The sequence below is a fragment of the Pontibacter sp. HSC-14F20 genome (assembly GCF_019599265.1).
Classification (GTDB): domain Bacteria; phylum Bacteroidota; class Bacteroidia; order Cytophagales; family Hymenobacteraceae; genus Pontibacter.
Genome location: NZ_JAHZTC010000002.1, coordinates 92,096 through 111,981 on the forward strand (window position 1 = coordinate 92,096; position 19,886 = coordinate 111,981).

The 19,886-nt window shown below is 49.5% G+C and carries 15 protein-coding genes and 3 tRNA genes; 11 read left to right on the forward strand and 7 right to left on the reverse strand.

Annotated features, from left to right (window positions below; all coding sequences use genetic code 11):
* Nucleotides 1–26 precede the first annotated feature (26 nt).
* Nucleotides 27–2,933, forward strand: a complete 2,907-nt coding sequence (locus tag K3G39_RS03035; RefSeq protein WP_220624701.1) for a prolyl oligopeptidase family serine peptidase — start codon at nucleotides 27–29, stop codon at nucleotides 2,931–2,933.
* Nucleotides 2,934–3,009: 76 nt separating this feature from the next.
* Here the strand turns inward: K3G39_RS03035 and K3G39_RS03040 are convergent, their stop codons facing one another.
* Complete coding sequence (locus K3G39_RS03040; RefSeq protein ID WP_220624702.1) at nucleotides 3,010–3,468, reverse strand: PaaI family thioesterase; 459 nt, start codon at nucleotides 3,466–3,468, stop codon at nucleotides 3,010–3,012.
* Nucleotides 3,469–3,675: 207 nt separating this feature from the next.
* On the opposite strand from K3G39_RS03040, the gene K3G39_RS03045 reads away from it, so the two are divergent.
* The 3 genes from K3G39_RS03045 to K3G39_RS03055 all read left to right on the forward strand — a co-directional run bounded on the left by K3G39_RS03045 (nucleotide 3,676) and on the right by K3G39_RS03055 (nucleotide 4,919).
* Nucleotides 3,676–4,017, forward strand: coding sequence for a zinc ribbon domain-containing protein YjdM (locus tag K3G39_RS03045; protein WP_220624703.1), 342 nt, complete (start codon nucleotides 3,676–3,678; stop codon nucleotides 4,015–4,017).
* A 38-nt stretch (nucleotides 4,018–4,055) separates the two neighbouring features.
* The gene (locus K3G39_RS03050; RefSeq protein ID WP_220624704.1) at nucleotides 4,056–4,493 is read left to right on the forward strand and encodes an SRPBCC family protein; all 438 of its coding nucleotides are present in this window, start codon (nucleotides 4,056–4,058) and stop codon (nucleotides 4,491–4,493) included.
* A 96-nt stretch (nucleotides 4,494–4,589) separates the two neighbouring features.
* Nucleotides 4,590–4,919, forward strand: coding sequence for a VOC family protein (locus K3G39_RS03055; protein ID WP_255593852.1), 330 nt, complete (start codon nucleotides 4,590–4,592; stop codon nucleotides 4,917–4,919).
* A gap of 209 nt (nucleotides 4,920–5,128) precedes the next feature.
* Here the strand turns inward: K3G39_RS03055 and K3G39_RS03060 are convergent, their stop codons facing one another.
* Genes K3G39_RS03060 through K3G39_RS03075 form a run of 4 tightly spaced genes read right to left on the reverse strand, consistent with a single transcriptional unit; the run spans nucleotide 5,129 to nucleotide 8,284 of the window.
* Nucleotides 5,129–5,635 carry a thioesterase family protein gene (locus tag K3G39_RS03060; RefSeq protein WP_220624705.1) on the reverse strand — a complete coding sequence of 169 codons (507 nt, stop codon included), beginning with the start codon at nucleotides 5,633–5,635 and terminating at the stop codon, nucleotides 5,129–5,131.
* Between the two features lie 51 nt (nucleotides 5,636–5,686).
* Nucleotides 5,687–6,295 carry a TetR/AcrR family transcriptional regulator gene (locus K3G39_RS03065; protein WP_220624706.1) on the reverse strand — a complete coding sequence of 203 codons (609 nt, stop codon included), beginning with the start codon at nucleotides 6,293–6,295 and terminating at the stop codon, nucleotides 5,687–5,689.
* Between the two features lie 52 nt (nucleotides 6,296–6,347).
* Nucleotides 6,348–7,316 (reverse strand): aerotolerance protein, encoded by a 969-nt coding sequence (locus K3G39_RS03070; protein WP_220624707.1) that lies wholly within the window; start codon nucleotides 7,314–7,316, stop codon nucleotides 6,348–6,350.
* Nucleotides 7,313–8,284: a VWA domain-containing protein gene (locus tag K3G39_RS03075; RefSeq protein ID WP_220624708.1), complete on the reverse strand. Its 972-nt coding sequence runs from the start codon at nucleotides 8,282–8,284 to the stop codon at nucleotides 7,313–7,315. The genes K3G39_RS03070 and K3G39_RS03075 overlap by 4 nt, the downstream gene beginning before the upstream one ends.
* 320 nt (nucleotides 8,285–8,604) lie before the next feature.
* Here K3G39_RS03075 and K3G39_RS03080 point away from each other — a divergent pair.
* The 3 genes from K3G39_RS03080 (at nucleotide 8,605) to K3G39_RS03090 (ending at nucleotide 9,024) form a co-directional block, all read left to right on the forward strand.
* A tRNA-Ser gene (locus K3G39_RS03080) sits at nucleotides 8,605–8,691 on the forward strand.
* 114 nt (nucleotides 8,692–8,805) lie between these two features.
* A tRNA-Pro gene (locus K3G39_RS03085) sits at nucleotides 8,806–8,879 on the forward strand.
* A 71-nt stretch (nucleotides 8,880–8,950) separates the two neighbouring features.
* A tRNA-Arg gene (locus tag K3G39_RS03090) sits at nucleotides 8,951–9,024 on the forward strand.
* 221 nt (nucleotides 9,025–9,245) lie between these two features.
* Here the strand turns inward: K3G39_RS03090 and pbpC are convergent.
* On the reverse strand, nucleotides 9,246–11,594 hold the full coding sequence (gene pbpC / locus K3G39_RS03095) for a penicillin-binding protein 1C (RefSeq protein WP_220624709.1): 2,349 nt from the start codon (nucleotides 11,592–11,594) through the stop codon (nucleotides 9,246–9,248).
* Between the two features lie 14 nt (nucleotides 11,595–11,608).
* On the reverse strand, nucleotides 11,609–17,044 hold the full coding sequence (locus K3G39_RS03100; protein ID WP_220624710.1) for an alpha-2-macroglobulin: 5,436 nt from the start codon (nucleotides 17,042–17,044) through the stop codon (nucleotides 11,609–11,611).
* Between the two features lie 420 nt (nucleotides 17,045–17,464).
* Here K3G39_RS03100 and K3G39_RS03105 point away from each other — a divergent pair, with 420 nt between their 5' ends.
* The 4 genes from K3G39_RS03105 (at nucleotide 17,465) to arr (ending at nucleotide 19,683) form a co-directional block, all read left to right on the forward strand.
* The gene (locus K3G39_RS03105; RefSeq protein ID WP_220624711.1) at nucleotides 17,465–17,845 is read left to right on the forward strand and encodes a DUF2750 domain-containing protein; all 381 of its coding nucleotides are present in this window, start codon (nucleotides 17,465–17,467) and stop codon (nucleotides 17,843–17,845) included.
* 118 nt (nucleotides 17,846–17,963) lie between these two features.
* Nucleotides 17,964–18,656, forward strand: coding sequence for a bifunctional 2-polyprenyl-6-hydroxyphenol methylase/3-demethylubiquinol 3-O-methyltransferase UbiG (locus K3G39_RS03110; RefSeq protein WP_220624712.1), 693 nt, complete (start codon nucleotides 17,964–17,966; stop codon nucleotides 18,654–18,656).
* Nucleotides 18,622–19,218 carry a trans-aconitate 2-methyltransferase gene (locus K3G39_RS03115; RefSeq protein WP_220624713.1) on the forward strand — a complete coding sequence of 199 codons (597 nt, stop codon included), beginning with the start codon at nucleotides 18,622–18,624 and terminating at the stop codon, nucleotides 19,216–19,218. The genes K3G39_RS03110 and K3G39_RS03115 overlap by 35 nt, the downstream gene beginning before the upstream one ends.
* An 18-nt stretch (nucleotides 19,219–19,236) precedes the next feature.
* The gene (gene arr / locus K3G39_RS03120) at nucleotides 19,237–19,683 is read left to right on the forward strand and encodes an NAD(+)--rifampin ADP-ribosyltransferase (RefSeq protein WP_220624714.1); all 447 of its coding nucleotides are present in this window, start codon (nucleotides 19,237–19,239) and stop codon (nucleotides 19,681–19,683) included.
* The last annotated feature ends 203 nt before the right edge of the window (nucleotides 19,684–19,886 follow it).

The window sequence follows — 19,886 nt, forward strand, 5'->3', positions numbered from 1 at the left end:
GCTAACCGATAGCCAAAACTTTTACAATGAAGAAACTCCTATTGTTGATGGCGCTGTTTGGTACTGGCCTTACGCAGGCACAGGCACAACAGCAAACCACCAAAAAACCACTCACCCACGACGTATACGACAGCTGGAAGGCAGTTGGTGGCGACAGACTCTCCAACAACGGCCAGTATGTACTTTTCAACGTTGACCCGCAGGAAGGCGATGGTGCCTTATTTATTAAAAACTACGCCAGCAAGGCCATGCGCGAGTTTGCCCGTGGTACCAAAGCAGAGTTCACCAACGACAGTCGCTATGCCGTGTTCCAGATCAAGCCGGAGTATAACACAGTGCGTGCGCTCAAACTGAAAAAGAAAAAAGGCGACGACCTGCCAAAAGACTCACTGGCCATTGTGGCACTGGAGAACATGAACGTGGTGAAAGTGCCGCGCGTGAAATCCTTTAAGCTGCCGAAAGAGGGAAACAACTGGGTAGCCTATCAACTGGAGAAGCCGGTTCCGGCGAAAAAAGAGACAACTAAAAAAGGAGAAGCCAAAACAGAACCTGCTATACCTGAGACCCCGAAAACTGAGGCTTCAAAAGCAACTGCTGCGAAACCGGCTGCCAAGCCGAAGCAGAAAAAGTCGGAAGGTACGGAGCTGGTATTGCGCAACCTGCAAACCGGAAAGGAGCATCGCTTTAACCGCGTAGTGGATTACATGTTCGCCGAGAAGGGTAATATGCTCTATTTCGTAAAGGACGAACTCGACTCGCTTCACACAGCCGGGGTATACGCTTTCAATACCGCCGACTTTAAAGTAATGCCGATCGACACGGGCAAAGTGACCTACAAAGGTATCAGCACCGACAAGGCAGGTGAGCAACTGGCCTATGTAGCAACCACCGACACTGTAGGAGCGGAGCTGCGTTATTTTAACCTCTACCACTGGAACAAGAAAGATAATAAAGCAGTTACGCTGGCCGATACGGTAACCAAAGGAATGCCTGCGGCCTGGATGGTGAGCGAACATGGCAACCTGCGCTTTTCGGAAGATGGCCGCCGTTTGTTCTTTGGCACTTTCCCGCGCCCGACCCGCTTCGAAAAAGACACCACCAAGCTGGAAGAAGAAAAGGTGAACCTCGACATCTGGGGTTACAAAGATCCCTTGATTCAACCGATGCAGATCAAGCAACTCAGCCGTGATCAGAAGCGCTCTTTCCTGGCGTTATATGACCTGCGCGGCAAGAAAATGCAGCAGCTTGCCACCCTCGAAATGCCTGACGTATACCTGGACGCTTATGGCCAGGCAGACGTAGCGCTAGGTGTGAGCGATGAGAAGTATAAAGTAACCATTGGGTATGACACCCCAACCCGCAAAGACTCCTACCTGATCGACCTGAAAAAAGGAACTTCAAAGCAGATTCTGACCGAGACGAGAGGTATGCCACGTCTGTCGCCCCAGGGGCAGTATGTATACTGGTACGAACCTACTGACAGCAGCTGGCATGCCATGACCACCAAAGGCGGCGCCAATATCAACCTGACCAAGCGCATCGGCTTGCCTTTCTATGAAGAGGATAACGACGTGCCCGCTTTGCCAGGCTCCTACGGCACGGCTGGATGGGTAGAAAAAGACAATGCTTTTCTGGTGTATGACCGTTTCGACATCTGGAAGCTGGACCCAAGCGGCAAAAAAGCGCCTGAGAACCTGACCGACAAATATGGCCGTACAAACAAGCTGAGCCTGCGTTACGAAAAACTCGACAATGAAGAGAAGTTTATACCTGCCGATGCAACGCTATACCTGAGTGCTTTCAACCACACCGACAAGTCAGCCGGCTTCTTCCGCGACCATGTGAGCAAAATAATGCAGCCGGAGAAACTGGTGATGACGCCAAACGGTTATACATCGTTCAAAAAGGCCAAAAACAGCGACCGCACCACATTCCGCCGGGGTTCTTTCCGGGAGTACAACGATCTCTATACCTCCGACCTGAGCTTTGCTAATGTGGAGAAACTGAGCGATGCCAACCCGCAGATGAAGGACTACCTGTGGGGCAATGTAGAACTGGTAAGCTGGAAATCAACGGATGGTATACCTTTGGAAGGCCTGTTGTATAAGCCGGAGAATTTTGATCCGAAGCGAAAGTACCCGATGATGGTGTATTTCTATGAGCGTTCCTCTGACGGTATACACAACCACCGCGTGCCGGCGCCAAGCGCCTCTACCATCAACATTCCGTACTTCGTGAGCAACGACTACCTCGTGTTTGTGCCGGACATCGTGTATACCGAAGGTTATCCGGGCGAGAGCGCCATGGATTGTATCATACCGGGTGTGCAGAGCATTGTGTCGCAGGGCTTCGTGGATGATAAGAACATGGCGCTACAGGGGCAGAGTTGGGGCGGTTACCAGATCGCCTACATGGTGACGCGCACCAACATGTTCAAGGCTGCAATGGCCGGTGCGCCGGTGTCGAACATGACGAGTGCTTACGGCGGTATCCGCTGGGGCACAGGCCTGAGCCGTCAGTTCCAGTATGAGCGTACGCAGAGCCGCATTGGCGGTACACTATGGGAAAAGCCAATGCAGTTTATCGAGAACTCACCGCTCTTCTTTGCTGACCGTGTGAAAACACCTTTGCTGATTATGCACAACGATCAGGACGGTGCTGTGCCGTGGTACCAGGGCATCGAGTTTTTTATGGCGCTGCGTCGTCTCGAGAAACCGGTGTGGATGCTCGTGTACAATGGAGAAGACCATAACCTGATGCAGCGCAAAAACCGAAAAGATTTGTCGGTGCGTATGTCGCAGTTCTTCGACCATTACCTGAAAGGCGCTCCGGCTCCGAAGTGGCTTGATCAGGGTGTGCCGACTTTGCTCAAAGGAAAAGACTATGGTTTTGAACTGACCGAACCACAGGTTTCTTCCGCTCCGAAAGAGTAGTTGAAAAATTTATACCTGAACAAGAAAGGAGCTGCCTACGGGTGGCTCCTTTTTTATTTGTATACCTGCAGAGTTGTTATACCTGTGAGTCTGTTTCCCAGCCCGGCAAGTTGTCCCAGCGCTGGGTGGTTCGCATAAACTGCCCTGTCCCGAAAGCGACCTCTTTCCCTTTTTCATTATACAAAGTAGCCTCTGCCACAAAAAGAGTTTTGCCAACAGAACGCACTGTGCCAACGGCTTTCAGTATACCTGCGTTTATCGGCCGTAGCAGGTTGATCTGAAAAGAAGAAGTGACAATAAACACATCTGTTACCAGTGAAGCGACTGCAAAGTAGGCGGCATCATCGAGCAGTTTGAAGTAGGTAGCGCCATGTATAGCCTGTGCCCCGTGGAAGTACTTCGGGTCTACAGGCAAACTGATTTCAGCCCTGCTATGCGACACCTCAATACTGCTGCCACTGAACAGTTGTTGTACGTTAGCGCTCAGGTATAGCTTTTCCAGTTTCCGGTAATGTGCTTCGGGTTTAGTAGACATGCGGTGTTTTTTGTGCAAGTATACGCAATGCGAATTAGGCAATTAAACTTTTATGGGAGTAAGAAAAGGCAGGGATTGCAGGATTGTTAGTATATTAGCTGTTGTCAGATATAGCTGAATAAATTGTTATGGATGGGGAAAGGAGTTGCCTTTTTTATCATTCACTCGCTATACACAAGCATAAAAGAATAAAAACACAATACGGTTATGTCAGAAGAATTGAAACAGTGCCCGAAATGTAGTTCACCTTACGGTTACGCCATGGGCGAAGAACTTTACGCTTGTCCGGAGTGCGGCAACGAATGGAATCCGGCTGAAGAGGAACAAGAAGCAGGCTTAAAAGTAGTGGATGCGAACGGTAACCAACTGCAGGACGGCGACACGGTTGTGGTGATAAAAGACCTGCCTGTGAAAGGTGCGCCGAAACCAGTGAAAGCTGGAACAAAAGTGAAGAATATTCGCCTAACCGACGGTGATCATAACATCGACTGCAAGATAGATGGTTTTGGGTCTATGGGGCTTAAGTCTGAGTTTGTAAGAAAAGCTTAATCAGGCTGTGTAAATAGGCGGGCAGGCGTCAGAATTATATGGTAGATATCGTCACTGAAATAGATATTAACAGACCACTTTTCGAAGTGTCATCTTATGCTGCAGATCCGGATAATGCGCCGGTGTGGTACGATAATATCAAGTCGGTGGAATGGAAGAAGTCGAAGCCCCTGGTTGTCGGTTCGCAGGTCGCTTTCGTCGCGCACTTTCTGGGTCAAAATCTCGCCTATACCTACGAAATTATAAGCTATGTTCCGGGGCAAAAAATGGTGATGCGAACGGCCGAAGAACCATTTCCGATGGAAACCACCTATACCTGGGAGGCGATCAATTCCGGCAGTACACACATGACCCTGCGCAATGCCGGGCAGCCGTCCGGGTTCTCTAAAGTGTTTGCTCCCTTTATGGCAACCATGATGCGTAAAGCCAATGTCAAGGATCTGAAAAAACTAAAGGAAATTCTGGAAAACAGCTAGATCTTATACCTTGAGCAAAGCAGCTTTAAAGATGAAAAACCCTTACGGCCCCGGCATCAACCATATCGAGTTCTGGGTAAAAACCTGGAAGAATCGGTGCTTTTCTATGGCGAGTTATTTCCGATGATCGGCTGGTACGCGCTCAACGAAACATCCTTTAGCTGCGGGCAGCACGAAATCTTTTTCAGGCAAATGCCTGTCGCATTTTATGATAGCCTGGGCGTCCGGCATATTTGTTTTCATGCCGTTAGTCGGGAAGTGGTTGATCAGGTAGGGGAGTGGCTGCAGAGGCAACATGCTGAGATTATACGCGGTCCGCAGGAGATGCCGTACTATTACTATAGCGCAAGCTATTATACCGTCGATTTTCGTGATCCGAATGGCTTCGTGCTGGAGGTGGCTTATACCCCTGAGGCCAGGCTTTAAAACACCTGAAAAAAACAAAGGCAGCTAGTTCTAGCTGCCCGTTTTCATAGTTATATTTTGTGCTAAACAAAGGCAGCTAGTTCTAGCTGCCCGTTTTCATAGTTATATTTTGTGCTATGAGTTCCTTATACTCCTTAGCTAAAACTATGTTGTGATTAGCACAAAAATTATTGTTGAAGTGCCTTTCTGTTTAGCCGGTATACCTGGTTTTACGGCAGTACCAGCGATGATATTCGCAGTTCTTTCACGCGGTCTTCAAAGTATTCGGCAGGCTTTCCTTCTCCAAGTACAGCGACGCTGCCAAACAGGTTGGTGAGCTCCTCACTGTGCTCTGCTTTCTGACCTTTTCGGATGTCGATGTAGGCAAATCGTGTCCAGATAATGGAGATGATGGCGCCTGTCTCCGGGTCAACCATCTGGCCTTCCATCATCAGATCAGAACTGCTGTACCAGCGCAGGCAGGTCTTGATCGTCACCGTTTCCATAAACTTCACTTCGCGCAGATATGCGATCTGATTGGACGTGACCACCCATGCTTTGCCTGTCGTTTTCCCCATCGCATAAATGTCCAGATCATAGTTGTCGCGCAGCTGATCCTCCCGGGCATTCAGGTAATAATCTATGTAGCGTCCGTTGTTCAGGTGGCCGAATGGGTCGCAGTCCTCGAAGCGGATCAGTGCCTTACTTTCCAGTATTTTGTTATAAGCTTTTTCCATATATAAAAGTGATTAAAAAAGACCGATTGGTTTATTTTAGATTAAAAAAAATCAGATTTTCAGTTCAGAATCTAGCATGTGCTCCAGCTGAGAAATAACCGTGTTGAGGTATTTGTTATCGCCGTAGGCTTTAGAAAGCATCACGCCGCCTTCAATCATGCTTACAAACAGAATGGAAAATCTGTGTGCGTCCGCTTCCGGTCTGAATTCACCACTCGCTATACCTTGCAGTACAATATTGGCGACGGTTTTATGGAGCCTATTAAGCACTTTGACAACACTTGCCCGCAGCAGGGGATTGGTATCATCAGCCTCAACAGATGTGTTCAAAACAGGGCAACCTCCTTGCACAGGAGGGGAAAAAAGGTAAGTTTTATAAAACTGCAGAATAGCTTGCAGCTTATCCGAAGCACTTTCTTTACCTGCAATTCGCTCTCCGATCATACGGGTAATGATGCCGGACGCATGTTCAAAAGCGGCCAAGGCAATTTCCTCTTTGCTCTCAAAGTGCCCGTAAATTCCTCCTTTCGTCAGACCGGTGGAAGCCATAATATCCTGCATGGACGTGCCGGCAAAGCCCTTCTGGTTGAAGAGGGGAGCTGACTGTGCTATAATAAGCTGGCGTGTGCGTTCCGATTTAGATAAAGCTGTATCCATCATGCTTGTGAATACGCAAAATAAACCAAGCGGTTTTTTATTTCCAAATTGGAGCTTACCAATCCGGTTTGGTAGGATCAGGTTTTCGGGTCGCTTTTTTGGGTAGCTGCTGGATATACTGTTGTTCTGCGCTGCGCATGGCTTCCAGCATCAGACGGGCCTTTTCGGGGTTGATGTTGTGCTGTTGCAGTCGGTTGTTTCTGGTCTGTGCCCGTTGTTCTGCATCAGAAAGCGGCTCCGCGCTACGGCTCCGTTCCAGCTGTTTCGGGTCGAAGTTGCTCTCGGGGTTCATCCCTTGCATCTCACCGGGCTCCTGACCGCTGATCTCCTGTTTCTCAGCCGGCTTACCATTTTCCTTTCCATCCTGCTCCTGACCTGCTCCTCCCTGCTCTTGCTGTTGCCCCTGGTCATCTTGCTCAGGTTTATCTACTTCCGCCTCCTGGTCGCCTTCGCTGTCGGGGTTTTTGCGGGGCTGTTCCACTTGTTCTACTTCTTCGGGTTTCTGTTGTTGGGGCTTCGGTTGGTTTTGGGCCGCTTGCTGATCAGCAGGCAAGTCCTCGTCTTCTGCATCTGCCCGGGCCAGTTCAGGGTGTTCTTCCAGTAGTTTCTGGATCAGCTCGAAGTTATACCTGGCCGCTTCATTGCCCGGCTCCACGATCAGCGTCTGGCGAAAGTAGGAGAGGGCCTGCTTGTACTTTTTGCTTTGTGCGGAAATGGCGCCCAGTTGTAGAAGTGAAACCGCTTTGATGTGGCGGGTGGCATGGTTGGCCAGCAAGGTATACTGCTGTTGCGCTTTCTGTAGCTCACCTATCCGGAAATAAGCATGCCCCAGGTTAAGCCGTACCTGGTCATCCTGCACATCGAGGTCTTCGAGCAGATATTCGTACGAGGCCACCGCTTCAATGTAATCGCCGCGCTTATAAGCCGCTGCAGCCAGGTCTGCGTGTTCGTTCATGAGCGAGATAGAGCGCAGTCCCCCCGACAGAAACCCGATAAACAGAATAACTGCCACAAACGCTTTCATATCCTGATCAGTTTAACAGTGATCAGTAGATCAAGCAGGATGAGGATCAGGGCCAGGGCCAGTGGGTAAATGTATTTGTTAGCAGTTACATCAATGGTTTTACTTTCGCGCAGCTCCCCTTCTATGTTGTTGATGGCGTTGATTAGGCGGCTGACTTCACTAATGCGGCCATTTACCTCGAAGTACTCGCCTTCGGTCGCATCTGCCAGTTGCTCCAGTCCCTCGGGGTGCAGACGCGTAATGACAGGATTGCCCTCCCGATCTTTTTTATAAGATGTCCCAACCGGAATCTGCGTACCGTCTGTGGTGCCGATGCCCAGGGCAAATACCCGTATGTTTTGTTCACGTAGCCTGTCAGCCCAGTCGGAGGTTCGACCTCCGAAATCTTCTCCGTCACTGATGAGCACCAGAATGCGGGCCTTTTGCTCACTTGCCCCCGGCGAAGCGGCTTGCCCGAATTTTTGGGATACAAGCTCCAGCACAGGTATAAAACTGGTTCCGCCATGTGGCAGCAGACCCGTGCGCAAGGTTTGGGTATAGAGCGTGAGTGCTTGCTGGTCGTAGGTAAGAGGACTTTGCAGATAAGCTTCCGAATCGAATACGATCAGTCCGATTCGGTCGGAATTGAAGCGGCTGATCAATCGTATGATATCACGTTTGGACCGTTCCAGGCGGGAGGGTTGCACATCGTTGGCATCCATAGAGGCCGAAAGGTCCACGGCGATGTAGATGTCCTTGCCGATCGTTTTGATCTCTTTTTTCATGGCTCCAAAAGAGGGCCCGAGGATGGCAATGATGAGCAGGACCACATAGGCGTGTCGCAGCACGAACTTCACCCAGACACCATGCGGGCGCTGCCCAAAAAAAGCCGATACCCTCTGTACCCGCCACAGATACCCGATGTACAGCCCCAGGAAGAGGATGCCGAACAGGATTTCGAGCAGTGTTAGCGTTTGGTACCAGGTCATGTTGAGCAGAATCAGGCAATTGCCCGATGACAAATATAAGAAAGGAAAGCCAATGTACAGGACTTTTGCGTGGCGCAGAAAGCAGATACAGGTATAGGTGGCGGAGCAGATGCCGTGTGGCGTAGTGAAAAGAGGGTGTCAGGTTAAATTATTTAAAAAAAATCTGGCATCAGAAAGCTAAATAGAATCAGGTAGTTAGTTTTAGAAAAGGGAGTTTAGAGGTATACCAGGCGGGTTTATTTGCTAAAATTTTGGGGTATGCTATTGTGTGAGCAAATTTAATGTAGTATGTTTGCAATCTCTTCAGCAGGGAGAGACCCGGAGGGGTGGGTGAGTGGCTTAAACCAGCAGTTTGCTAAACTGCCGTACTGGAAACGGTACCGGGGGTTCGAATCCCCCCTCCTCCGCAAGCGGAAAAAATAAATTGAAAATGTTTTGACAATTTAAATTCTTCGCTTACTTTTGCACCGCGTTCAACATTAACGGCGACACAATCGCTGACCGGAGTTGGAAGCATAGTTCGGGGTGTAGCGTAGCCCGGTATCGCGCCACATTTGGGATGTGGAGGTCGTAGGTTCGAATCCTGCCACCCCGACTTAAAAAATTTCGGAAGCAATTCCGAAATTTTTTGTTTAAGGGTAGAGCTAACGCTCTCCTAAGGACGCTGGTCTCGTAGCTCAGCTGGATAGAGCAACTGCCTTCTAAGCAGTAGGTCTTTGGTTCGAATCCAAACGGGATCACTTTCACACAACGCCAGATCGTCAAAAACGGTCTGGCGTTGTTGTTTTCGGGCTTTTTGACACTTTTGCACCATTCCGTATCAGCGTTAGATATCTCCTTTTATGCGCATCCGGGGCACACCGCAGAAAAGCCATAATCACAACCCTTTTTTACCTCCACAACAAAGCTTACAACAAAGGCGAACGCCTGCTCTACGTGTAAATACGCCTGAACGGTATACCTACAGAAACCTCACAGTGATATAACTGTCCGTGTTCCTTCCCCGGTCATCGGTGCAGGAAATCTTATACCTGCCGGACTTTTGTGGCTCAAAAAAAACCTTCTCGTTAGCGGGTGTGGCACGTAGAAATTTATCGTTGATATACCAGTATACTTGCTTAACTTCGTTGTGCGTGTTGCTGTGCAGCATCAGTTGCTGGCGTTCTTCCTGCTCAAGCAGATACTCCATACCTGCAGCCGGCGAGGTGATAACCGGAGCGTGCTCTTTAAAGATGCGGCGGCAACTGGGGTTGTGTGCCGGAATCTGCTGGTAAGGTATGCGCTCCGCATCGTAAAAGGTGAGTAGCTCCGGCGCATGGTTAGGGTACAACTGTTGCACAAAACCTGTTGGTGGCAGGCAGCTGGTGCAGTAGCTATACCGCTTGTCTCCGGACACGGTAATGTTTTTCAGGTGGCTGCACTTTTGCGTGGACGAGATGCCGGGTATAAAGTTATCCAGTACCTGATTTTTGCAGAAGCTGTTAACGGGGCTGCCGCTCTCTGCGCAAACCACTCTTAAACCAATGTCTTTAGGTTGTTGAAACCACCCGTCAGTGGAGTTATAATCGATGCTGTTGAAGATGTCGAAAAGCAGGGGAGTGGCCGAGTCGGTGCCATTGAGTTCGGGTACGCCTTCTCCTGAAAAATTGCCAACCCAAACCCCCACTGTGTACTTTTTGTTGTAGCCAATGCTCCAGGCATCTTTGCGGCCATAAGAGGTTCCAGTCTTCCAGGCGATTTTGGGCAGGTTCGGGCTGTTATGAGCGTTATGCGGCAGGTCAGGTCGCGTGAGCTGCGTCAGAATCTGGTTGACCATGAAGGCCGACCCCGGCGACAGAATTTGTGCTTCCTGTTGGGTAGAATCCTGCTGCAGCCACTTGACGGGACTATACCTTCCCTGGTTGGCCAAAGCGGCGTACAGCAAGGTCAACTCCTCCAGTTTTACATCACATCCTCCCAATATTAACGACAGGCCCAACTGGTTACCCTTTCGCTTCATCTCCGAAAATTCGGCCTGTTTCAGCTTCTGCACAAAAGCATCCACACCCACCAGGTCAAGCACTTTTACGGCAGGCACGTTGAGCGAAGTAGCCAGCGCGTGGGCTATGGTGACGTTGCCATTATAATTACCAAAGTAGTTTTGCGGGCGATACCCGGCATAGTCCACAGGTACGTCGGTGATCACAGCTTTTGGGGTGAGGAGGCCTTTGTCAAAGGCGGTGGCGTAAAGAAATGGCTTCAGGGTACTGCCCGGTGAGCGAACTGCCCGAATACCATCTACCTGTCCGTGGTGCGCAAAATCGTTAAAATCGGCAGAGCCCAGGTAGGCTTCTACTGCCTTGGTTTGGTTATTGATGACCAGCACCGCCGCGTTGTGAATATTCTGGTAGCGTAGCCGCTGCATGTAGTTATAGGCCAGTTGCTCCACTTTTTCCTGCACCTGCAGGCTAAGCGTGGTTTTGATGATGGGTTGATTCTTATACCTGCGGTACATGCGGTAGGCAAAGTGCGGTGCTACTTTCGGAGCATCCAGACGACGTGCTTCCAGCGGCTCCAGCAAGGCATCTTCAATATCCGATACCGGAAAAGCCTGTTGCGCCAGGTAATAACGCAGCCATTTATTCCGAAACTCCACTATGCGCTCGTTCTGCTCACCAATCCGCAGCGAGGAAGGCTTGTTCGGAATAACCGTCAGCGTGACCGCCTGCGCCAGACTCAGCTGCTTGGGCGATTGCTGGAAGTATAAAACAGAAGCCGCCTTCACACCTTCGATGTTCCCGCCAAAAGGCACCAGGTTCAGGTATAGCTGCAGGATTTCGTCTTTGCTGTAATACCACTCCAATTGCAGCGCCCGGAACATTTCCATCAGCTTGTTTGCATAGGTACGCTGCTGCGGGTATAGCAGCCGGGCCACCTGCATGGTAATGGTGGAAGCACCGGAAGTTTTCTTATTTTGAAAAATGTTGTTGGCGAGCGCCCGCGTGATGGCGAAGGGATTAATGCCCGGGTGATAATAGAAGTATTTGTCTTCCTTCAGCAGCACCGCTTTTTTGAGGACAGGATTTATTTCGTCCGGCTCCAGCTGCATCCGCCACTTATCATCCCGGCTCAGAAAAGCATTAATCACGCTGCCATCCGAAGCAGTGATAACAGGGGAGTAAGGGATGTTTACCTTAAGCGGGTAGAGATAGTTGAGAGTAACAAAGGCAAGGCAAAGCAGTAACATAAGGTATAGCGTATACCGGAGCCAGGGCTTGCTATACTTTAGCAGCCGATGGCTTGGGTTGTACCTTGGATGTTGTGTTGGCATGTCGGGTTATTTACTTACCTCACTCTCACTACTCCACCTCCCGAATAGCTATGATACTCCGCATTATACATGGCATCTGCCCCAATTGGTCCTAACTGGAAAGTACCCTTCGACACGGCACGCACCTGATAGAAAAAATACTGCGGCTGCGGCTTGGCAGTGGCGTAAAGATTGATCCTGTCGTCTCGGATGTCGATGTGGTCCGGGGTGGCGGGTTTTTGGGCTTCTATCCAGCCAAACTCGCGGGCAGTCATCAGGCGCGGGTTCTCTATTTCGAAACCGGCGGGTAGCATGTCTGTGATGGCAATGTTCGGCATACTTCTGCCATCCAGCGACTGCAGTTCCACACGCACCACCACTAGATCATTCTGCTTAAACGTGTTGTTGGTGATCTCCTGGCCATTGCGGTCAAAGAAGGTTTTTCGCACTTGCAGGTAATTGTCTTCGCGCTTCACATCACCGCTCTGGCTGATACCTTCCAGTTCCCAGAAATAGTATAAAGAGCCTGTTCCCTTACCACGAATGCTGATCGGGCCGCTGCCGATGTTGTTAGACAGCGTCATGTCCTTGCCCGAGAAAGTGCCGATCATTTTGCCATTCTGGTATACCTGCGCTGTCTGGCTGCCCTGGTTTCTGCTCGAAAGCTTGCCTAAGGCCATTAAGGCAAAAGCACGTTCCTGGGTGTTGTACCAGCGCTTGGAGCGTAGTTCATCCGATAAGTGCCTTGCCATCGTTCCAACCTGCGGATTTTCCGGATCAGCTTCTATTAAACTGTTCAGCGAGATCGCCATGTCTCGGATCGGTGAGTAAAAGCTGCCACCGAGCGCACGTACAGAGGTTTCCCCGGAGAAGGAGCGGGGCAGGATCTGATTAAAGCTTTCACGGCTGCCGTTCAGGGCGTAAGTGCTGGCCAGCAAATAGCGGGCATCTAAAGAGAGCAATTCCGGTTTGGCTTTGTAGTAGTTCATCGTGGACCAATCCACTTTATCGGCGATGCTGAGCACATACAGCGAGTAGGTGGTTTCGCGGGCTGCGATGAACTTGCTCTGCACTTGGCGACTGGCATCGTAATAGCGGTATTCTTCCATGGCCTTGGCTTTTACTTTTTGCTGCAGGTAGCGCAGGGCTTTATCGAGCACCTCCTGGGTTACCGGGAAGCCGGCTTTCTTGGCCTCCAGCAAAAAGTGTGTGGCGTAGGTGCTGCTCCACCAGTCGGTATAAGTGGCGCCGGGCCAATAGGTAAAGCCGCCGTCGTACTGCTGCATCAGCTCAATTTTAGTGATGGCCTCCTGCACCAGGTAGTTCGGGTTAAAGGTGCGGCTCTTCTGGTCCTGGTTCAGCGAACGGGCCAGGTCAGTGTAGTATAGCAGCGGGAAAGCCGTGGAAGTTGTCTGCTCCAGGCAACCATGCGGGTAGCGCAGCAGGAAGGTAATGTCATCGGTAAACTGTGCCAGCGGCGAACGACTCACTACCAGCTTAGCCGATACCGACGAAGGTATAAAATCGTTAGCTAGTTTGATGTCAGCGGTGGCGCCGTCTTTTACACTGCCGGCCTCGGTTACTTTGGTCAGCGGCGCGATAGGTCGAACGGTGATGTCAGTATTGCTGGCAAAAGTCTCGTTAAGTGCATTGACCTGTACTTTCACCGTAGCCTGACCAATGGCAGGTGTGGCCACTAGTTTGTAAGTCACCTGCGCCTCTGCGTTTGGATTTATACCTGCTGATTTCCTGGTTTCGCCAACTAGACGCAAAGGGCCTGTCACCGAAATGGTGCTGCTGGCAGTGGCTTTGGTAGTGGTGGTATTGCTTAGCGTTACCGGCACCAATATCGTATCGCGTGGACTCACAAAACGAGGAAGGGCCGTACTGATCACCACCGGATCCGAGACACGCATCATCTTTTCAGAAGAACCGAAGGCATTGTCCTTGTAAGCAACGGCCATCATACGGACCGCTCCTGAAAACTCAGGTATACGCACGTTTACAGTCGCTTCGCCATTGGCATTTGCCTTTAACTGCCCGCTCCACAACGATACCAGTTTTACCCTTTTGTTGGTGAGCGGGTTGATGCGTTTTGCCAGATCGTAGCCGTCGCCGCCGGTGCTGGAGCGCCCGCCCAGTTCCGGGAACAGGTATGGGTATAGGTCGTAGCCGGCAACTTCTAAGGCACGTTTCTGATAGAAGAAGCCATGTGGGTCTGGCGTCTGGTAATCCTTGATCTGCAGGATGCCTTCGTCTACCACAGCCAGCGTAACTTCTGCATTCGGAGCCGTTTTCACCTTAACCTGCTGCACCTTGCTGGAGCGGGAAGTTTCAGGAGCAAGTATAGTAACAGCCAGCTGCGTACTTTTCCTGGTAACAGTTAAAGGTTTAAATCCTCGGGCAATGGTCAGCGGCATCTGGTTGTCTTTTACCTGGCGCAGCGCAATGGCGGTGATGTAAGCTGTTGGCAGGTGCTCGTCCTTGATCGGCAGGGTAAGCGAGGCGGCTTTTTTATCGGTTTTAAGGTAGTAGTAGCTGAGCACTTTGTTCTGCTCCACGGTTACCAATATCTTGCCTGCAAATGGGGATTTGAGCAGCACTTTTGCCTCGTCACCTACCTCGTATTTTTCCTTGTCCAGCGAAATGTCTACTTCGCCTTCGGTGTTCACGGCAAAGGAGGTGCTTTCGGTATCGCCCCAGCCGTAGGCATAAAACTCCTGCGCCACATAGTTCTGGGCACCCGGCCGCATCACGCGTATTTCATATTGTCCGGAGGAAACAGGTGTGAAATTGAACGTAGCTCCGGTGGCAGGTAAGGCGATGTTCTGGCTGACGATGACATTTTCTTTGCGCTGCGATTTATAGTTGTATTCGTCGCTGCGCCGCTCAATCACAGACTCGTAGGTATAGCGCACCAGTTGCACGCGGGCTGTGGTATTAATGGGACTACCTGCACGGTTAAGCGCGATCAGCGGAATGTTCATGGCGCGGCGGGTGCTCACGTATTCATCGAAGTTCTTGATACCGAAAAAGGCCTGCTGCGTGCTCACGTCAAATTTGTTGAGGCGGTTTACCGGGCGACCTGTCTCATCAAAAACCGTGGTATAGAGTGAACCGTCCAGCAAGCCGATATCCTGGAAATTCTCCAGCTCAAACACCTCTTGTCCTTTGCCCTGCGCATCAGTCTGGCCCTGGCGAGTGCTGGTTTGGATGTTGATGGAGCCAGAGGTATGGATGTCGAATGTAAAATCCGGATAGCGTTTGGCTTCGAAAATTTTCTTTTTGAGGCTGAGCTGTGTTTCGTAATTGCGGTTGGCAGCCGGCGGACCGAATAGGTTTTGCGCAGTCAGGTTCAAGATAAGTTTCTCGCCTGCGTTGTAAGTTTCCTTGTTCAGGGCTGCAGTCACTTTCAGGCGGTCGGGCATAAACTCTTCTACACCTATTTTCTTTGCGTTGAGCAGCACGTCGTTTCCCGAGTACACTTCTAGGGTATAGGTACCCGTCACAGCGGCCCCGTTCAGTATAAAGTTGGTTTCGCTGGCGCCCTGCTTGTTGAGTTTACCTTTGGTGCTTCGGTATTCTTTGCCGTTGGGCAGCAGCAGTTTTACTTTGATGGGAAGTCCGGCCACTGTTTTCCAATCCGGTGTACGCACCACGGTGTTGACATGGATGGTGTCGCCGGGGCGGTAGAGGTCGCGGTCGCCGTAGATAAAGGCATCGTAGTTGAGTTCGTTCAGGCGTTTGCCGCCCACCTCAAAACGGGAAGTATTCACCTGCGTCTGGCTGTAAGGCATGTAATTAAAGTCATCTCCTTTGCGGGCCGTGATCATCCCGATCTTAAAATCCGGCGTTGTCTGGCTGGTGTTGCTGAGACGGGCTACGCCATCTTTGTCAGTAGTGGCTTTGTGCACCACCTGATTGTTCGTGCTGATGAAGTGAATTTCCACCCCATCCATCGTTGTCGCCTCGCGGATAGAGTTGGCAAAAACCACTACTTCATCCTTGCCCTGTTTGGCGATCAAACCAATATCCGAAACGGATACAATTTTGGAATCCTTCAGCCAGTTTTTGTCGGTGCTGGCCACAGTGATCACATACAAACCTTTAAACTGACTGTCGAAATCGAGGTCGTGCAGGTTGAGGTTGAGCAGATAAGAACTGCCTTGCTTGCGCAGACTTTCAGTGCTGTACTCGCGCTCAAAAAGGGTGTTGCCGTTGTTCTCATTCACATCGTAGTAGGAGCTGGAGTAGTATTCTTCCGTCGCTTCGTCGTAGTAGCCATCGTACATTTTGCCCTCGCGCAGGTAGTGCAGAATGTTGTTCTCGTATACCTTGCTGATGCTCACTTTAATGCGCGGCACCTGGTTCAGGTTAAGGGCAATGTTACGGGCGCCCTGGCTGCTCAGATAAATACTTTTGGCGTTGGCGAAACTGATGCCGGGTTGTGTATCAGCAAAAGTAACACTGTGCCGGTAGGGCTGGCCCATCGGTTTGCCTTCCATACCTGCCAGGTCGCCGGAGAGGGTCAGGGTATAGGTACTGCTCTGGTTGAAATTACCCTTCAGTACCAACCCATTCTGCAGGCGCTCGACGGTATACTCACGCCTCGGACTGACCTCTATTAAGTTGCCGATGTTGCTGTTGGTAACAGGTTGTGTGGTGAGAATGTAAATGCGCTCCTGACCTTCTTCCAAAGCGGTTGTTACTTCTGTCACCATCATGCGCTGGCGGCTTGGCAACAGGATATCCTGCTCTATGGTCTGGTCGGTTTGGTTGGTACTGCCGGCCACGCTCAGGCCCTGGGAAATATGCAGGCGCAGCGGAATCTCCTTGTCCTGTTGCCCCTCTACATTTTTTACGCGAATGGTGATGTTGTCGCGGTTGCCACTGGCCAGCTCAATTGGCAGTTCTTTGGTACCGGCGTATACCCGCAAATGCTCCCGCAACTCCTGGAAAAGCACCGGATAATTGAAATCCAGTTGCAAACTCGCCTCCAACTGGTTCGGGCTGTTTTCATTGGCCACCCAATAGCTTTTCACTTGCTGCAGCCGGAGGTAGGGGGTATGGAAGGTGATACCCTGCCCGGCAGGTATAGTATACTTCTCAGCCGTGTGGCGGAGCAGGTTTTCGGTTAGTTCTGCTTTGTAGTTGGTGGTCGGGGCGAAAGGCTTGTCAGGGGAAAAAACCAGTTCATTCGGCGCTGTCCATTTATACTTTCCGGCCACCTTTGGCGTAAGGCTCAGGTATGGAATCGTGTCCCACTGGTTCAGGAGCGAATCACTGACCAAATCTTTATCGAAGGTGAATACCAGGTTCTGCTCCCGGGCTATTTCCTGCTCAAAGTTCTTGCCTTTCAAGCGCAGTTCGTCGCTGTTGCTGCGGCAGCTGAAAAAGCAAAGTATGCACAGCAGCAAACTGATTCTGAGTAGATGTTGAAGCGGAGCGGGGTGATCTTGTAATATATTCATAGTAGGGATTGGGAAAGCGATTAACGCGCCGTATATGATTTACGTTGTAGGATGCCTGCATGCTGGTTTTTTACCTTGAAGCAGGTATAAAATATCCCTGAAAAACAGGTGTAGGCGTGCACTTTTTCCATCGGACAATATAGTGATTTTCTGTCTTACTTATACCTGTGCAGCATCTTGACCCTGCGCTATACCTGCTATTGCGCTTCACGAGAAAGGCATGGCGCCTGAAAAGGAATTAAATGCACAAGTCCACTGGATTATTGTGGGAGTAAGGTATATATTAGCTGAGGAAAATATAATGGGTGGAAGTGTTGAGAAATGGTAAGGTGGGAGCTAAAGTATGGTAACCTATAGCTTTGCACATAGTGCGATAAGGGTAGGTTCATGCTTTCGTGGTAGTTGGGCAAAATAATTATAATGAATGAACAAAAAATAAAGAACGTTTTTGCCCTTGACTCAAAGGAAAGGTATGGCTATCTGCTTAGGAAAGTTGCAGATTTTGAAACGATATACCTGATTGCCGACAATGAAGACAAATATGTGATGATTGGTTCAGAGGAAGTCAGTGTTATACCTGTTTGGCCCGAGAAAGAGTTTGCAGAATTGTTCTTAACAGATGATTGGAAAGAGTACAAAGTGGTAGAATATTCTATCTATGATTTCATGGACTGGTTAGACAATTTAGATAAGGAAAACACAGAATTAGCAGGCTTTCCTAACTTAGACTTCAATACTGTACATGTATCGGCAACAGATATGAAGAATCATCTTCTGTATCAAATAAGCCAGTACGAATAAAAAATACATTACCTAGCCCTGCACAGACACTTTACTCCGCTTCGCCCTTTAGCTGCACAATTCCGTTTATCTTAAGTGAAGAAAAATATCTTCTCATTTTGAATTTATAGAAAATAGTATGGCAGAATTCTGGGAATCAAGTTTTAGAGATAAACAAACGATGTGGGGTTTTGAACCTGCAGATTCCGCCATTGCAACTCTAAACTTATTTAGAGTAAACAGGCTTCATAAAATCTTAATACCTGGGTTTGGTTACGGCCGAAATGCAAAGATCTTTACCGATGCCGGCTTCAAGGTAACAGGAATAGAGATTTCAGAAACTGCCATTGAACTTGCCCATAAGCACTATGGAGATGATGTAAAAGTACATCACGGTTCTGTTAGTGCGATGCCGTTTGACTACGAATTATACGATGGGATTTTTTGTTACGCTTTAATCCACTTGTTAAATGAAAAAGAGCGGATTAAACTGACCAGTGATTGTTACACGCAACTGAAGCCTAATGGGTATATGGTTTTTGTGGCCATTTCAAAAAATGATGCTATGTATGGGGATGGAAAAGAAGTAAGCAAGGATAGATTTGAAACGAAGCACGGTGTGAAGCTATTCTTCTATGATTCTGATGCTGTAGAAAATGAATTTGGCAAGTATGGAATAATCGAATCAAAGGAGATAGATGAACCTGCCAAGAATATGGGAAACAGACGCTCACAAAAATTCTGGCTGATAACCTGCAGAAAGCAAGAAAAATATAATGCCCGTGGCTTATACAGGAATGAATCCCTCCCAAATTGCCAAAAGCTACGATAAAATTGCTTCGCAGTGGAATGCCGATATGATCGGGTCCGACTACGGCATCACGATGATCGACCGGGCCATAAAAAACTGTGCCGAGAAGAAAACAGCCTTGGATGTAGGATGCGGGAGCGGTGGCCGCATTGTAAACAAACTACTGGAAAACGCATTTAACCTGACCGCTATCGATTTTTCGGAAGGTATGCTAGCTTTGGCAAAGCAAAATCATCCGCAGCTGACTTTTGAAAAAGCAGATATCATCGAATGGGAAACAGATGATAGATTTGATCTAATTGTCGCGTGGGATAGTATTTTTCATTTACCGCTGGAATTCCAAGAACCTGTGGTCAGGAAGCTCTGCAATTTCTTAAACCCGCTGGGTATACTGGTATACACTTTTGGCGATGCAGTTGGAGCGCATGAAGATACCTGGCTTGGTGAAAAGTTTGGCTACAGCCCGATCGGGATAGACGAGAATCTGAGAGTTTTGGCTGCATGCAACTGCCAATGCAGGCACCTGGAGCTTGACCAGTACCCTCAAAATCACGTATCTGTTATAGCCAGAAAGAATAGCTGAACTCAAAAAGGAAGGATAATGCAATCGAACAGCAGCGAGGACAAGCCAACAAAGGCGACCAACAATCTGAATGCACAACTATACTACCACGGCACAAAGGCTAGTCTGAAGCAGGGCGACCTGATTGAGCCGGGTTACAACTCAAACTACGGTATGCGCAAGAAAGCCCCTTATGTATACCTGACCGCTACGCTGGATGCTGCTGTCTGGGGCGCTGAACTGGCCGTGGGCGAAGGAGCCGGTAGAATTTACATTGTGCAACCGACCGGCCCGATAGAAGACGACCCCAATCTGACAGACAAGAAATTCCCAGGTAACCCAACAAAATCTTACCGGACCAAACACGCACTTCGGGTAACCGGCGAGGTGGCAGAATGGCAGGGACATGCCCCAGAACAACTCCAGGCTATGAAAGACCACCTGGCGCGATTGAAGGAGCAGGGCATTGAAGCGATTGAAGATTGAGCCGGACTGCTATACCTGTGCCGCAACTATTAAAAAGTACATAGTCTGCCGGCAGGATTTGCATCTTAAGAATTCAGTTTGATCTGGAATGTACTTCCTTGCATTTCTCCTTTAGTAGCTATCTTCAACTTTTCCAAGGTGTAGCTGCAGTAAACCCGCTCCAGATAATTTCCCCGAACAAGGTATAAGTCCTGTGAATGAGC

Bases quoted from the DNA above. Each gene is read 5' to 3' on its own strand.
- K3G39_RS03035 (WP_220624701.1), top strand. From the start codon at position 27: ATGAAGAAACTCCTATTGTTGATGGCGCTGTTTGGTACTGGCCTTACG.
- K3G39_RS03040 (WP_220624702.1), bottom strand. From the start codon at position 3,468: ATGTCTACTAAACCCGAAGCACATTACCGGAAACTGGAAAAGCTATAC.
- K3G39_RS03045 (WP_220624703.1), top strand. From the start codon at position 3,676: ATGTCAGAAGAATTGAAACAGTGCCCGAAATGTAGTTCACCTTACGGT.
- K3G39_RS03050 (WP_220624704.1), top strand. From the start codon at position 4,056: ATGGTAGATATCGTCACTGAAATAGATATTAACAGACCACTTTTCGAA.
- K3G39_RS03060 (WP_220624705.1), bottom strand. From the start codon at position 5,635: ATGGAAAAAGCTTATAACAAAATACTGGAAAGTAAGGCACTGATCCGC.
- K3G39_RS03065 (WP_220624706.1), bottom strand. From the start codon at position 6,295: ATGATGGATACAGCTTTATCTAAATCGGAACGCACACGCCAGCTTATT.
- K3G39_RS03070 (WP_220624707.1), bottom strand. From the start codon at position 7,316: ATGAAAGCGTTTGTGGCAGTTATTCTGTTTATCGGGTTTCTGTCGGGG.
- K3G39_RS03075 (WP_220624708.1), bottom strand. From the start codon at position 8,284: ATGACCTGGTACCAAACGCTAACACTGCTCGAAATCCTGTTCGGCATC.
- pbpC (WP_220624709.1), bottom strand. From the start codon at position 11,594: ATGCCAACACAACATCCAAGGTACAACCCAAGCCATCGGCTGCTAAAG.
- K3G39_RS03100 (WP_220624710.1), bottom strand. From the start codon at position 17,044: ATGAATATATTACAAGATCACCCCGCTCCGCTTCAACATCTACTCAGA.
- K3G39_RS03105 (WP_220624711.1), top strand. From the start codon at position 17,465: ATGAATGAACAAAAAATAAAGAACGTTTTTGCCCTTGACTCAAAGGAA.
- K3G39_RS03110 (WP_220624712.1), top strand. From the start codon at position 17,964: ATGGCAGAATTCTGGGAATCAAGTTTTAGAGATAAACAAACGATGTGG.
- K3G39_RS03115 (WP_220624713.1), top strand. From the start codon at position 18,622: ATGAATCCCTCCCAAATTGCCAAAAGCTACGATAAAATTGCTTCGCAG.
- arr (WP_220624714.1), top strand. From the start codon at position 19,237: ATGCAATCGAACAGCAGCGAGGACAAGCCAACAAAGGCGACCAACAAT.